Here is a 14002-nt window from a genome sequence, read left to right as displayed (position 1 = left end):
GGCCCCGAGGAGGCGCGGTGCGAGCAGTGCTCGCACCGCGCCTCCTGCGTTCCCGCGACCGGGAGGTCGCCCGCGGAGAGAAAAAACTGCAGCAACTGCAGCGAAATGGTTGCGGATCGTCAACGAAAGCGTATGGTTGACGTTCTGCAACCAACGGACACGGCCAACGGCGATCGGTCCCTCACCATCTCGAACCACCGGAGCGCACCTTGTCGCAGACCACGACCGCCGCGGGCACCACGCCCGCGGCTCCGCACGAACCGGGCGAAGCGCCCGGCATGAGCCACCGCGAAGTCCTCACGGCCCTGTCGGGCCTGCTGATGGGCATGCTCGTGGCGATCCTCTCGTCGACCGTCGTGTCGACCTCGCTTCCGCGCATCGTCAGCGACCTCGACGGCAGCCAGACCTCGTACACCTGGGTCATCACGGCCACCCTGCTGGCCACCACGGTCAGCACCCCGCTGTGGGGCAAGTTCAGCGACCTGACGAACCGCAAGGTGCTGCTGCAGGTGGCTCTCGTGCTGTTCGTGCTCGCGTCGGTCGCGGCCGGCTTCTCGCAGAACACCGCGACGTTGATCACCTTCCGCGTCTTCCAGGGCCTCGGTGCCGGCGGCCTGACCGCCCTGGTGCAGGTCGTCATGAGCGACATCATCAGCCCGCGCGAGCGCGGCCGGTACATGGGCTACCTCGGTGCCGTGATGAGCGTCGGCACCATCGGTGGCCCGCTGCTCGGAGGCGTGCTGACCGACAGCATCGGCTGGCGCTGGAACTTCTTCGTCGGCGTGCCCGTGGGCATCGCGGCCCTCGTCGTCATCCAGAAGACGCTGCACCTGCCCGCCAAGCCCAAGAAGAAGGTCGTCATCGACTACTGGGGCGCCGGCCTGATCGCCGGTGGCGTCTCGCTGCTGCTCATCTGGGTGTCGCTCGGCGGCAAGCAGTTCGAGTGGAACTCGGTCACCAGCTGGGTCATGGGCCTCGGCGCCGCCGCCCTGCTCGTGCTCGCCGTGGTCGTGGAGTTCCGCTCGAAGGAGCCGATCATCCCCCTGACGCTCTTCACGAACCGCACCTTCACCTTCGCGGTGGTCGCCTCGCTCAGCGTCGGCGTCGCCATGTTCGGCACCAGCGTCTTCCTCGGTCAGTACATGCAGCTCGCCCGCGGCCAGTCGCCGACCATGGCCGGCATCCTGACCCTGCCGATGGTGCTCGGCCTGCTGATCTCGTCGATGGTCGCCGGTGCGCTCATCTCGAAGTACGGCAAGTGGAAGCCCTACATGATCGTCGGCTCGATCCTGCTCGCCGCCGGACTCTTCCTCATGTCGACCATCGAGTACGACACGAACTTCTTCGTCGTCTCGGTCTTCATGGCGATGATGGGTCTCGGCATCGGCATGGTGATGCAGAACCTGGTGCTGGTCGTGCAGAACTCGGTCGACGTCAGCGTCGTCGGGGCGGCCTCGTCGAGCGTCGCGTTCTTCCGCAGCCTCGGTGGCACCATCGGCGTCTCGGTCATGGGTGCCGTGCTCGGCACCAAGGTGTCGGGCTACATCACCGACGGCCTCACCGACGCCGGCGTCGACCCCAGCGCCCTCGGTGGTGGCGGCGCCACGAGCATCCCCGACCTGAGCACGGTGCCCGGCCCGATCCGCACCATCATCGAGTCGGCCTACGGTCAGGGCGTCGCCGACGTGTTCCTCATCGCCGCGCCCCTGGCGCTCATCACCATCGTGTTCGTCTGCCTGCTGCCGAACGTCGAGCTGGGCACCAAGACCGGCCTGCAGCGTGCCGCGTCGAAGACCGACGGCCCGACGGCCGGCTCGGCTTCGGCCTCGGCCGACGGTGAAGGAGGCGCGGCCCCGGTCGACGGGAACGACGCGTCCCCGGCGGCCAAGGGCGTCGCGGCCACGGCCGGCCTGGCCCCGGCGGTGTCGAGTGCCCCGGCGACGGCGTCCACGCCCGCCCCGACCTCGGGCCTCGCGAGCTCGCCGGCCCCGGTCTCGCCGATCGACGAGGGCGGCGACGCGGTCGAGCGTCGTCACCACAGCCACACGGCGACCTCCACCGGTACCATCGACACGATCATCGCGACGGGCGCCGCCGAGGTGGCGGGTCACCCGGTTCCCGTCGACGAATTGGCCGAGAGCCCGGTGTTCTCGTCCCTGGTCGAGGAGAAAGATGTCGCAGCCGACCGTTGACGGCCAGCCCGAGGGCGCGGTGCTCGACGCGGCGCGCCCTGCGGGGGCGGACGCTCGTGACCAGGCGGCACCGCGCCTCCTCGGGGCCGACGCGGCAGAGCAGTCCGCACCGCGCCTCCTCGGGGCCGACGCGGCGGAGCAGTCCGCACCGCGCCTCCCGAGCCCCGGTGACGACGGCCGCGAGGGCCTCATGGCCGGCGTGGTCGACGAGATCGGCTCGATGATGGTCGAGGCCAAGCGGACGATCGCCGCGGCGGCGTCGCGGTTCGACCCCGACGTGCCGCCCACCGCGTTCTACGTGCTGCGCTACGTGATGAAGCACCAGCCGTGCAGCGCCGGCGACATCGTCAAGGCGATGGCCATGGACAAGAGCGCGGTCAGCCGCCAGGTCACCCTGCTGCGCGAGGCCGGGTTCATCGACATGGTGGCCGACACGGCCGACGGGCGGGTGATGATGCTGCGGAGCACCTCTCGCGCGGAGGACCGCATGCTCGAGGTGCGGCACGAGAACCGCGCCGTGTTCCGCACGCACGTCGAGGGCTGGACCGACGCCGAGCTCGACGAGTTCGCCGGCTGGCTCCGGCGCTTCAACACCCCGGCCGGGTAGGTCGGCCGGCCCCGGCCCCGGCCCCGGCCCGGCCTGCCCCCGTGCGCGCCGCACCCCTCGACCGGCGCTGAACACCTGCCTAGGCAAATCGTTGAGCGCCGGAAGCCGGGGTGTCATGGCGGGTGCGCGCCCGCACCCCTTCGATCGGCGCTGAACACCTGCCTAGGCAAATCGTCGAGCGCCGGATGCCGGGGTGTCGTGGCGGGTGCGCGCCCGCACCCCTTCGATCGGCGCTGAACACCTGCCTAGGCAAATCGTTGAGCGCCGGAAGCCGGGGTGTCGCGGCGGGGTGTCGTGGCGGGTGCGCGCCCGCACCCCCTCGATCGGCGCTGAACACCTGCCTAGGCAAATCGTCGAGCGTCGGTTGCCGGGGTGTCGTGGCGGACCGACGACGAAGGCCCCCTCCCGTGACGAGAGGGGGCCTTCGGACGTTCGGCAGGTGCTAGATCGTGGCGGTGTCGATCACGAAGCGGTAGCGGACCTTGCTGGCGACGACGCGCTCGTAGGCCTCGTCGACCTCGTCGGCACCGATCGTCTCGATCTCGGCGCCGATGTGGTGCTCGGCGCAGAAGTCCAGCATCTCTTGCGTCTCGGGGATGCCGCCGATGTTCGACCCGGCGAGGCTGCGACGGCCGCCGATGAGCGAGCCCGCGCTGAACGACTGCGGGTTCTCGGGCAGGCCGACGAACACCATGGTGCCGTTGAGGCGCAGGGTGCGGGCGTAGGCGTCGATGTCCATGTCGGCCGAGATCGTGTTGATGATCAGGTCGAACGAGCTGCGCAGGGCCTTGAACGTCTCGGGGTCGCTCGAGGCGTAGTAGTGGTCGGCGCCGAGCTTCAGGCCGTCCTCCTGCTTGGAGAGCGTCTGGCTGATGACGGTGACCTCGGCACCCAGGGCGTGCGCGATCTTGACGGCCATGTGGCCGAGCCCGCCCATGCCGACGACGGCGACCTTCTTGCCGGGGCCGGCGCCCCAGTGCTTCAGCGGCGAGTAAGTCGTGATGCCGGCGCAGAGCAGCGGCGCGGCCTCGTCGAGCGCGATGCCCTCGGGGATCGACAGCACGTAGTTCTCGTCGGCGACGATCTGCTTGGCGTAGCCGCCGTAGGTGGGCTCGCCCGAGTACTGACGGCCGTTGTAGGTCGCGACGTTGCCCTTGACGCAGAACTGCTGCTCGCCCGCGAGGCAGTTCTCACACTCGCGGCAGCTGTCGACGAAGCAGCCGATGCCGACGCGGTCGCCGACCTTGTGCTTGGTGACGTCGGAGCCGACCTCGGTGACGATGCCGGCGATCTCGTGGCCGGGCACCATCGGGAAGATGGCCTTGCCCCATTCTTCGCGGGCCTGGTGGATGTCGCTGTGGCAGATGCCGGCGAAGGCGATGTCGATCTGGACGTCGTTCGGGCCGACGTCGCGCAGCTCGACGGTGGAGTGCTCGAAGGGGGCGCCGGCGGACGGCGTGAGCAGGACGGGGACGGTGGTGGGCACGGGAAGACCTCCGTTGGTGGGCGGTGCACGCCTCGTGGGCGCGCCGAAGTCCGACGACGTTGTGGGATGCAACCCACACTAGGCCGGTCCGCCGACATCGGCTCCCAGCCACCCGTCCGCCCGACCGTCCGACCACGGGAGGCACTGGTCGGGCCCCCGAGGAGGCGCGGGTCGGCCCCTCGAGGAGGCGCGGCTCAGCCGAGCAGCTCGGCCCGCCAGACGAGCGCGGCGGCCCCGACCAGCGGGCTCTCGTCGCTCAACCCGGAGCGGACGACGCGGACGCGACGGGCGTACTCGTTGACCGGCGCCTCCTGGACGGTGGCCCGGACCAGGTCGAGGTAGTCCTCGCTGACGCGCGAGAACCCGCCGCCGATCGCGACGACGTCGAGGTCGAGCAGCGTGGTGACCGACGACACGGCCTCGCCCACGGCGTTCGCCGACCGTCGGACGGCGGCCACGGCGATCTCGTCGCCCGCCACGTAGCCGGCCGCGAGGTCTTCGCCGCGCTCGCCCTGCCAGCCCTGCGCCCGCGCCCAGGCGACGACGTTCGGGCCCGAGGCGATGACCTCGAGGGTGGCGGCCCAGGCGTTCTCGCCGGCGGGGCGGTCGGCGATCTGGATCTGACCGATGTGGCCGGCGTTGCCGGTGCCGCCCGAGAGCAGGCGGCCGTTCACGATGAGCCCGCCGCCGACGCCGGTCGAGACGGTGATCGCCAGCGCGTTGTCGGCGCCCTGCGTCGCGCCCACCCAGTGCTCGGCCAGGGCGAGGCTGACGCCGTCGAGGCGCAGCGTGACGGGGGCGGCGTCGGGCAGGGTCGAGGCGGCGAGGGCCGTCACCTGCTCGCGCAGCGGGTAGCCCCGCCAGGCGTGCAGGTTGATCGGCGACACCGTGCCGTGCACGAGGTCGACCGGGCCGGCGCTGCCGATGCCCGCGCCGACGAGCGCGTCACCGTCGGGCAGGGCGGCGAGGGCGTGCGCGACGACCGCGCGCACCGCCTCGGCGAGTTCGTCGGAGGTCGACCCGGCGCCGGTGGGGCGGCGGTCGCGGCTTCCGTCGAGCAGGGCTCCGTCGGAGGCGACCAGCGCCGCCTCGACCTTCGTTCCGCCCACGTCGACGGCCAGTGCGTAATCGGTCACGTCGGCCAGCGTAGCGGGGGCTGCGACCGGGTCGGCCGCCGCACTAGGGTGGCTGCCGGCACGCTGACGAAAGGCACCCCATGCACACCACCGACGGTCGGGTCGCCGTTCTCGGCGACGCCCTCATCGACGAGATCCGCACCGACGAGGGGTCGACCGACCACGTCGGCGGCGCCGGCCTCAACGTCGCCGTCGGGCTCAGCCGCCTCGGCGTGCCGACGACGCTGCTCGCCTCGATCGGCGACGACGCCGACGGCGAGGCGATCCGTGCGTTCCTGGCCGAACACGGCGTCGAGCTGGTCGCGACGACCAACCCCCTCGGCACCGGTCGGGCGGTGTCGCTGCGGGTCGCCGGCGAGCCGAGCTACGTCTTCACCGACGCCGCCGTCGCGCGCGGCCTCGACTTCTCGCCCGAGCAGCTCGCGGTGCTCGAGGCGGCTCCGCTCGTCGCGGTCAGCTCGTACCCGTTCGACGACGCCGTCCTCACCGACCGACTGCTGCGCGTCGTCGGCACCGACCCCGTGCGGCTGGTCGTCGACCCGAACCCGCGCCCCGGGTTCTTGCCCGGCGGGGCCGCACAGATCGCCGACTTCGCCGCCGGCTTCGCGCGCGTCGCGGCGTCGGCCCTGCTCGTCAAGGTCGGCGACGACGACGCCGAGCTCGTCGCCGGGTGCTCGCTCGCCGACTGGCAGGAGGCGCTGCTCGCCTCGGGCACCGGGGGAGTCCTCGCCACGCGCGGCTCGGCCGGGGCGAGCCTGGTGCTCGCCGGGTCGGCGGACGCGGCCTCGGGCACGGCCCTGACCCGGGGCATCTCGTCGGCCGACGGCGAGGTCGTCGACACGATGGGCGCGGGGGACGCGACCTTCGCCTCGATCGTCGCCTCGTTGCTCACCGAGCGGCGTCAGCCCGGTTCGGTCGACTGGTCGGGGGCGCTCGAGCGGGCCATGGACGTCGCGGCGGCGACGGTCAGGGCTCCGGGCGCGCTGCTGCGGCTGCCCCGCTGACGCCGGCGCGGCCTGGCCGACCCGCGCCTCCTGCGCTCTGCCGTCGTCCGGACGCCGCCGAGTGGACACGGCGCCGCGGCATGCGGCGGCGTCGTGTCCACTCGGCGGTGTGTCGGAGGGTCGACGAGGCGGCTCAGCCGAGCGACTCGGCGACCGCCCGGGCCTTGCCCGACAGATACCAGTGCGAGCGGGCCCCGGTCTCGACCGGCTGCATGCCGACGACGACCTTGCCGCGCGAGTGCTGCTCGGCGAGGTCTTCGAAGGCCTGGGCGATGTAGTCGAACGGGTAGAAGCCCGAGACGAGCACGCGCAGCTTGTTCTCGGCGATCAGCTTCGCGAGGGCCGAGAGGATCATGGCCGGCTCGGTGTCGTCGCGCTCGGCGCCGATGAAGCGGATCTCGCGCTCGAGGCGGTCCTCGCTCGAGCTGAATCGCGACGGCAGGACGCCGAGGTCGGTGCTGAGGGCCGGGTTGTCGCCGCCGAAGTTGTCGATGAAGGCCGTCACCTGACGGTCGGTGCCCGCCGCCTTGTCGATGCGCTCGCGCAGGCCCTCGCCGTAGTCCACCGGCACGACGCCGATCGACCGGAGGTAGTCGTGGTTTCCGGGGCTGCACGTGCCGATCACCTTGGCGCCCAGCTGCATCGCGAGCTGGCACTCGATGTGGCCGACGCCACCCGCGGCGGCCGTGATGACCACGACGTCGTCCGGCCCGAGGTGCAGGCTGCGGACGGTGTCGTACGCCGTCGCTCCCGCCAGGTAGAGGCCGCCGGCGACCTCCCACGGGACGTGCTGCGGCTTCGGCACCACGGCGCTCGCCGGAACGGCGATGTAGGTCGCGTGCGCGCCTCCGCCGACCGCGTGGCCGATCACCTCGGCCCCGACCGAGAAGTTGCGCACGGCGGCTCCGCGCTTCTTGACGATGCCGGCGAAGCACGACCCCTCGCGGGCGGGGAACTCGAGGGGCAGCCGGTCGACGAAGTCGCCCTGCCGGATGAAGTTCTCGATGTGGTTGAGGCCCGCACAGATGACCTCGACGACGACCTCGTCCTCGGCGGGCGTCGGCAACGGCTGCTCGACGAAGTGCAGCTGCGAGACGTCGCCGTACGCGTCGAACTCGATGGCCTTGCCTGAACGTGCCATGACGTGCCTCCTCTGCTGTCGTCGCGGCGGCTCCTGTGCCGTCGCGAGGGTGAGTGAAGTGTGCGCCCTCCGTGCCCGGGACGACCGCAGGGCACGCTTCGAGTTGCCTGGGACGCCTGGCCGGCGCCCGGTGCCCGGTACCCGCCATCGCGGTCAGGAGGCGCGGGTCGGCCTCGTCGTCAGAGCTGGTCGGTCGGCACCGAGAACGTGTCGCATGCCGACGCGCCCTGGCTTCGCCCGGTCTCGAACCACTTCTGGCGTTGCTCGGCCGAGCCGTGCGTCCAGGTGTCGGGGTCGACCTGGCCGCCGCCGGCGGACTGGATGCGGTCGTCGCCCACGGCCGCCGCGGCGTCGAGTGCGTCGGCGACCTGCTGGTCGGTGACGGGCTCGAGGAACGTCACGCCGTTCGCGTCCTGGACGGTCGACGCCGCACCGACCCAGGCGCCGGCGTAGCAGTCGGCCTGCACCTCGAGCCGGATGGTGTCGGAGCCCGGGCCGGTGTCGCTGCGGTCGGCACGGTCGAAGGCCCCGGTCAGCTGCTGGATGTGGTGGCCCCACTCGTGACCCACGACGTACATCTGGGCGAGGGGGCCGCCGCTCGCGCCGAACTGCGAGCGCAGCTGCTCGAAGAAGTCGGTGTCGACGAAGAGCGCCTCGTCGGGCGGGCAGTAGAACGGGCCGGTGGCGCTCGTCGCGCCACCGCAACCGGTGTCGGTCGACCCGCTGAAGAGGAAGAAGTCGGGCGTGCGGTAGTCGCTGACGCCGAGGGCCGGTGCCTCGGTGGACCAGTAGGCGTCGAGGGAGTCGGCCGCGCCGACCATGCGGCAGTCGATGCTGTCGTTCGCCTGGGCGCCGGTGGTGCACTCGGACGACAGGTCGCCCTCGCTGACGGGCTGGGCGGCCCCGCCGCCCATGCCGCCCCCGAGCAGGCCCGAGACGTCGACGCCGGTGGCCTGGCTGATGAGGAACACCGCGATCACGCCGACGATGCCGAGGCCGCCGCCGGCTATCCCCGCCGTGCGACCGCGACCACGTCGCTTGACCTTGCTGCCGTCGAGGCGCGCGTCGTCGTTGAATGACATGTCGCCGACGGTAGCGCAGCGGGGGCGTCAGTGCCGCTCACTGGCCCCCAGCGGCGTCAGCGACTTTCGCGGGCGTCAGTGCGCTCGTCGAGCGTCAGCGCCCTTCGGCGGCTTCTTTCGCCTCGCGCTCCTTGCGCAGCACCTCGCGGCCGGCGTTGCGCTCTTTCACGCGCAGTTCTTCTTCGCGCACGTCGGCGTGGATGCCGCGCTCGGTGCGCAACCAGTCGGGCATCTCGTCGAGCAGCGCGTGGATCTGCTCGGTGGTCATGACGTCGTCGACGCCGGCGCGGGCGAGGCCCGAGGTCGAGATGCCGAGCTTCTGAGCGACGACCGGGCGCGGGTGCGGGCCGGTGCGGCGCAGCTCGGACAGCCACTCGGGCGGGTTCGTGCTGAGCTCGGCGAAAGCCTCGCGCGTGACGGGGGAGGCCTGGAACGCCTCGGGCGTGGCCGGCAGGTGCACCCCGAGCTTCTTGGCGGCCGTGAAGGGCTTGAGGGTCTGCGGCTGCTTGCCGGACGGCGCGTCGGAGGTCATCTGCCCAGGGTACCGGGCCGATACCCTCGACCCATGACGACCGAGCCGACCCGCGCCCCGTTCCGCATCGGGGTCGTGCCCGGGGTGACCCTGTCGAAGTGGTCGAGGCTCTGGGCCGAGCGCCGGCCCGAGACCCCGCTGGCCTTCGTGCCGCTGGTCGACGCCGACGCGGTCCCGGCGCTCGCCGTGGCGCGCGGCGACCACCGCGTCGACATGGTGCTGGCACGGCTGCCGGTCGACGCCGAGGGGCTCTCGGTCATCCGCCTCTACGACGAGCGCGCCGTGGTCGTGGTGCCCAAGGACCACGCCGTCGCCGCGGCAGGCGCCGAGGACGAGGTCGAGGCGGCCGCGTTCGAGGGCGAGCACCGGCACGACCTCGACCCGACCCTCTCGCCCGCCGATGCCGTCGCGGTCGTCGCCACGGGGGCGGGCGTCGCCGTGATGCCGCAGTCGCTCGCGCGCCTCCACGCCCGGAAAGAGGTCACCTACCGCTACGTCGCCGACCTGCCGCCGACGACGATCGCGCTGGTCTGGCCCGAGGGTGACCTGACCGACGACCTCGACGACTTCATCGGCGTCGTGCGGGGCCGCACGGCCCGCAGCTCGAGGTCGAGGAGGCGCGACGAACCCGAACGCGAGGCCTCGGCCCGCAAGGGGGTGGCTCCCGACCCGCGCGGCGCGAAGCCGAAGCGCACGCCGCCGAAGGGCCGCGGGCCGCAGCGCGGCACGGGTCGCAGCCGACCGCGCCGCGGCCGCTGACCCGCTCCGAACCGGTCGGTCTGACAAGCTGAGGGCATGTCGAAGGAGACCCGCATGTCGAAGAAGATCTGCCTGCTGACCGGCGCCGGCCGCACGTCCTCGATCGCGAACGGCATCGCGCACGAGCTCGCCGCCGACGGCTGGGACCTCGCCCTGACCACCTGGGACGGTTACGACGCCTCGATGCCCTGGGGCCTGGCGGCGATGGACGTCGGGTCGCTCGTCACCGAGCTCGAAGGGGCGGGTGCGCGCGTGGCCGTGTACCCGGCCGACCTGGCGGACCCGGAGGCCCCCGCGCGCCTCCTCGGGGCGGTGAATTCCGACCTGGGGCCGGTCACGGCGCTCGTGTTGTCGCACTCGCACGGCGTCGACTCGTCGATCCTCGACACGACCCTCGAGAGCTGGGACGCGCACTACGCCGTCAACGTCCGGGCGGCTTGGCTCGCGATCAAGGCGTTCGCCGAGCAGCTGCCGCCGGTCGACCGGCTCGACGACGGCGCCCGGGTGGTCGCCCTGACCAGCGACCACGTCGTGCACAACCTGCCCTACGGCTCGAGCAAGGGGGCCCTCGACCGGCTCGTGATCGCGGCGGCCCGCGAACTCGCCCACCTGGGTGTCTCGTCGAACGCGCTGAACCCCGGCCCGATCGACACCGGGTGGATGGACGACGAGATCCGCGCCAGCGGCACCGAGCAGCAGCCGACCGGGCGCCTCGGGACTCCCGCCGACATCGGCCAGGTGGTGCGCTTCTTGCTGTCGCCCCCCGGCCGCTGGATCTCGGGCCAACTGATCAAGGCCGACGGCGGCTTCTCGGTCTGACCGGCGACGCTGCCTCATCGCACCGCGTTTCGTGCACCGCACCGCGACTAGTTCCGGTGCCGTGCACGACATGCGGAGCGGTGGTGCCGTCCGTGGCGGCTCGCTAGCATCCGGGCATGACCGAACCCGTGACGTTCCGCACCACCGTCGCCGAGGCCCGCACGAACGCGACGGGCATCGTTGTGCCGCCCGAGGTCGTCGAGTCGTTGGCGTCGGGGAAGAAGCCCGCGGTCGTCGTCACGGTCGGGGGCCACACCTACCGCAGCACGGTCGCGAGCATGGGCGGGCGGTTCCTGATCCCGGTCAGTGCCGAGCACCGGGCGGCCTCGGGCGTCCTCGGCGGGCAGGAGGTCGAGGTCACGCTGACCCTCGACACCGAGCCGCGGGTGGTCGAGGTGCCGGCCGACCTGCGCGAGGCGCTCGACGCGGACGACGCGGCCCGCGCCTCCTACGCGTCCCTGTCGTACAGCCGTCAGCGCGCCCTCGTCGAACCGCTCGGGGCGGCGAAGACCGCCGAGACCCGAGCGCGTCGGCTCGCCGCGGCACTCGCCGCCCTGACCGGCTGAGCCCGCCCCGGCGCTGTACCCCGCGTCGCTGGGTGGGTCGTCGGCCGGGGCGGCGTACCGTCCACGCCACCACCGCGGGGCATCGGACTCCGCGGGGAGGACCGACGCACCAAGGAGGCGCGATGTCGTTCAGCAAGGGAGACCACGTCACCTGGAACACCCCTCAGGGCGAGACCCACGGCACCGTCGTGGAGAAGCGCGTGAAGGAGTTCCAGCTCGACGGGCAGAAGTTCAAGGCGTCGGACGACGAGCCGTACTTCGTCGTCGAGAGCGACAAGAGCGGCGCGAAGGCGGCCCACAAGGGCTCTGCGCTCAGCGCGAAGAAGTAGCTCAGCTCGAAGAAGTAGCAGCACCCCCATCCCCGGTTCCACCCTGCCCCACCCCACCCCGCCCCACCCCGACGAGGAGAACACCATGGCCGACCTGAACGACGTGCGCTGGAACGACGAGGCCCGCGACAAGATCCTGACCGACGCCGACAACGTGTTGCGTGACGCCGTCCGCGACGCCGCGGCCGCCCACTCGGGCGAGTCGTGGGAGGAGTCCTTCAAGGCGATCAACGAGGCCGTCAAGGACCGCTTCATCGACTACGAGCCGGGCCCGGACGTGCGCAAGTACGCCGAGGCGATCGAGCGCGGCGAGTTCAGCTGACCCGCGCCTCCTGGCCGGTGTCGACCCGACGCACCCGTGAGCTGAGCGCCACGGCGACCGCGACGGCGACGACGAGTCCGGCCAGGGCGGCGAGCGTCGCCGGCGTGCCGATCAGCTCGGTGAGCGGGCCCACCGTCACCTCACCGACCGGCACGCCGGCGAGCGACGCCAGCGTCAGGCACGAGAACACCCGGCCGAGATAGGCACCCGGCACCTGCCGTTGCACGACCACGTCGAGCGGCACGGTGAAGATCTCGAGGCCGACGCTGGCGGCGAAGAGCCCGAGGGCGATCCAGAAGAACCAGTGCAGCGGATCGAAGACCACCGGGTCGGTGCCGTAGGCAAACGACAGCAGCACGAGCGGCAGGGCCAACGCCGCCGCGCCGAGGCAGGCGGCCCAGAGCCGCAGGCGACCGCGCAGGGCACCGGCCCAGAACGCACCGGCGATCAGGCCGAGCGTCTGCACCGCCCCGGCGAAGCCCCAGAGCAGGCGCCCGAACGACTGGTCGGCCACGAGCGGCCCGACGACCTGCACCCCGCCGGCGAACGCGAACTGGAACGTGAACGCGAGCGCCGCCGTCGAGGCCAGCCAGCGGGTGCGCCACACGAAGCCGAGCCCGCTGCCGAGGTCGCTCATCACCGAGGTGCCTCCGGAGGCGCGGGCACCGCCCCGGGGCAGCCTCACGAACACGACGGCCGCGACCGCGAAGACCCCGGCCCCGACGGCCAGGGCGACGCCCGAGCCCGCGGTGCCGACCACGGCGCCGCCCACCGCCGTGCCGACGACGAGGCCGACGTTCATGCCGACCCGGCTGAGGACGGTCGCGTCGCGCAGCCGGTCGTCGGGCACCGTCTCGCGGAGCAGTGCGCTCGTCGCCGGACCGAAGAACGCCGCCGCGGCGCCGTTGACCGCCCCGACGGCGGCGAGGCTGACGAGCGTCTCGGACTGCGTGAGCATGAGCGCGGCCGCCGCGACGAGCGACCCCGCCGACACCCACGACGACACGATCGCCACGAGGCGCTTCGAGAACCGGTCGGCGAGGGCACCGCCGACCAGCACGAGCACGATGTTCGGCACCGAGCGCGCGACGACCACGAGGCCGAGATCGACGGCGTCGGCCCCGAGGTCCACCGCCGCGAAGACGATCGCGAGGGGGGCGAGCCCGCTGCCCAGCCACGAGAACAGCCGCCCGACCCAGAGGGCCCGGAAGGCAGGCGTTCTCAGCAGCGACCACGGCACCGCTGAACTCTATGCCGACGTCCCGTGCGTCGACGCCGCGTCCCCAGGCGTCGTCACGGGCGGACGGGACGACCTAGGCTGACCCCGATGGACGCCTCCGAGCCCGACACGACCCGCGCCGACGTCAGCGACGCCGCCTCGGTCGGCGTCGTGCGCGAGCCCGGCCGGTACCGCAAGGGCATCGCCAAGCGCGAGGCGATCCTCGACGCGGCCCTGCCCGTGTTCGGCAAGGTCGGGTTCCACGGGGCGACGCTTCGCGAGATCGCCCGACGGTGCGGCGTCTCGCACCAGTCGCTGATGCACTACTTCCCGACCAAGGACGAACTGCTGATGGCCGTGCTGCGGCGGCGCGACGAACGCCTGCGCCGGCACTTCGACGACGACGGGGGCATGCGGGTCGACGAGCTCGTGGCGCTCGCCGAGTACAACGTCGACGTGCCCGTGGTGATCTCGCTGTTCATCACGGCGTCGGCCGAGGCCACCTCACCCGACCACCCGGCGCACCACTACTACGCCGACTACTACGAGCGCATCGTCTCGTCGACCTCGGCCTACCTCGGGCTCGCCCAGGCCCGGGGCTGGTTGCGCGACGGCTTCACCGCCGAGTCCGCGGCCCGCGTCGTGTTGGCCGTGCAGGACGGCCTGCAGCTGCAGTGGTTGTACGAGCGCGACGCCGTGGACGTGCCCGCACTGATGCGGCTCGTGATCGGCAGCGTCCTCGCGGTGCCGACGAGCGAACTCGACGCCGCCGTGCGGGACGCGGCCGGGCGCACGGGCTGACCTGCGC

At 72.4% G+C, this 14002-nt stretch carries 15 protein-coding genes; 9 read left to right on the top strand and 6 right to left on the bottom strand.

Annotated features, from left to right (window positions below; translation table 11 throughout):
- Positions 1–278: 278 nt before the first annotated feature.
- Positions 279–2192 carry an MDR family MFS transporter gene (locus tag ASG05_RS07315; protein WP_082486678.1) on the top strand — a complete coding sequence of 638 codons (1914 nt, stop codon included), beginning with the start codon at positions 279–281 and terminating at the stop codon, positions 2190–2192.
- Entirely contained in the window at positions 2173–2799 is a 627-nt protein-coding gene (locus tag ASG05_RS07310; protein WP_056259436.1) for a MarR family winged helix-turn-helix transcriptional regulator, read from the top strand. The genes ASG05_RS07315 and ASG05_RS07310 overlap by 20 nt, the downstream gene beginning before the upstream one ends.
- A gap of 442 nt (positions 2800–3241) precedes the next feature.
- On the opposite strand, the gene ASG05_RS07305 is transcribed toward ASG05_RS07310, so the two are convergent.
- The gene (locus ASG05_RS07305; protein WP_056259434.1) at positions 3242–4285 is read right to left on the bottom strand and encodes an NAD(P)-dependent alcohol dehydrogenase; all 1044 of its coding nucleotides are present in this window, start codon (positions 4283–4285) and stop codon (positions 3242–3244) included.
- A 194-nt stretch (positions 4286–4479) separates the two neighbouring features.
- A complete protein-coding gene (locus ASG05_RS07300) occupies positions 4480–5421 on the bottom strand; it encodes an ROK family protein (protein WP_056259431.1) in 942 nt (313 codons plus the stop codon).
- An 80-nt stretch (positions 5422–5501) separates the two neighbouring features.
- Between ASG05_RS07300 and ASG05_RS07295 the strand changes: the two genes are divergently transcribed.
- Entirely contained in the window at positions 5502–6425 is a 924-nt protein-coding gene (locus tag ASG05_RS07295; RefSeq protein ID WP_056259429.1) for a carbohydrate kinase family protein, read from the top strand.
- 133 nt (positions 6426–6558) lie between these two features.
- On the opposite strand, the gene ASG05_RS07290 is transcribed toward ASG05_RS07295, so the two are convergent.
- The 3 genes from ASG05_RS07290 to ASG05_RS07280 all read right to left on the bottom strand — a co-directional run bounded on the left by ASG05_RS07290 (position 6559) and on the right by ASG05_RS07280 (position 9180).
- Complete coding sequence (locus ASG05_RS07290; protein WP_056259427.1) at positions 6559–7566, bottom strand: NADP-dependent oxidoreductase; 1008 nt, start codon at positions 7564–7566, stop codon at positions 6559–6561.
- A 179-nt stretch (positions 7567–7745) separates the two neighbouring features.
- A complete protein-coding gene (locus tag ASG05_RS07285; RefSeq protein ID WP_056259425.1) occupies positions 7746–8648 on the bottom strand; it encodes a neutral zinc metallopeptidase in 903 nt (300 codons plus the stop codon).
- 94 nt (positions 8649–8742) lie between these two features.
- Positions 8743–9180, bottom strand: a complete 438-nt coding sequence (locus ASG05_RS07280) for a DUF5997 family protein (protein WP_056259423.1) — start codon at positions 9178–9180, stop codon at positions 8743–8745.
- Positions 9181–9213: 33 nt separating this feature from the next.
- Here ASG05_RS07280 and ASG05_RS16280 point away from each other — a divergent pair, with 33 nt between their 5' ends.
- The 5 genes from ASG05_RS16280 (at position 9214) to ASG05_RS07255 (ending at position 11975) form a co-directional block, all read left to right on the top strand.
- Positions 9214–9939, top strand: a complete 726-nt coding sequence (locus ASG05_RS16280) for a LysR family transcriptional regulator substrate-binding protein (RefSeq protein ID WP_056259421.1) — start codon at positions 9214–9216, stop codon at positions 9937–9939.
- A 36-nt stretch (positions 9940–9975) separates the two neighbouring features.
- Positions 9976–10758, top strand: a complete 783-nt coding sequence (locus ASG05_RS07270) for an SDR family oxidoreductase (RefSeq protein ID WP_235491435.1) — start codon at positions 9976–9978, stop codon at positions 10756–10758.
- A gap of 116 nt (positions 10759–10874) precedes the next feature.
- Positions 10875–11324 carry a DUF1905 domain-containing protein gene (locus ASG05_RS07265; RefSeq protein WP_056259419.1) on the top strand — a complete coding sequence of 150 codons (450 nt, stop codon included), beginning with the start codon at positions 10875–10877 and terminating at the stop codon, positions 11322–11324.
- A gap of 122 nt (positions 11325–11446) precedes the next feature.
- Positions 11447–11653 carry a DUF2945 domain-containing protein gene (locus ASG05_RS07260; RefSeq protein WP_056259417.1) on the top strand — a complete coding sequence of 69 codons (207 nt, stop codon included), beginning with the start codon at positions 11447–11449 and terminating at the stop codon, positions 11651–11653.
- An 85-nt stretch (positions 11654–11738) separates the two neighbouring features.
- The gene (locus ASG05_RS07255) at positions 11739–11975 is read left to right on the top strand and encodes a hypothetical protein (protein WP_056259415.1); all 237 of its coding nucleotides are present in this window, start codon (positions 11739–11741) and stop codon (positions 11973–11975) included.
- On the opposite strand, the gene ASG05_RS07250 is transcribed toward ASG05_RS07255, so the two are convergent.
- Positions 11968–13215 carry an MFS transporter gene (locus tag ASG05_RS07250; RefSeq protein ID WP_056259413.1) on the bottom strand — a complete coding sequence of 416 codons (1248 nt, stop codon included), beginning with the start codon at positions 13213–13215 and terminating at the stop codon, positions 11968–11970. The two genes, ASG05_RS07255 and ASG05_RS07250, sit on opposite strands and share 8 nt — an antisense overlap.
- 87 nt (positions 13216–13302) lie before the next feature.
- Between ASG05_RS07250 and ASG05_RS07245 the strand changes: the two genes are divergently transcribed.
- Positions 13303–13995 carry a TetR/AcrR family transcriptional regulator gene (locus ASG05_RS07245; RefSeq protein ID WP_056259411.1) on the top strand — a complete coding sequence of 231 codons (693 nt, stop codon included), beginning with the start codon at positions 13303–13305 and terminating at the stop codon, positions 13993–13995.
- Positions 13996–14002 lie beyond the last annotated feature (7 nt).

This window comes from Frigoribacterium sp. Leaf186 (assembly GCF_001423905.1).
Lineage (GTDB): Bacteria > Actinomycetota > Actinomycetes > Actinomycetales > Microbacteriaceae > Frigoribacterium.
The sequence above is the reverse complement of the archived record's forward strand: the minus strand, read 5'-3'. Positions and strand labels throughout refer to the sequence as shown.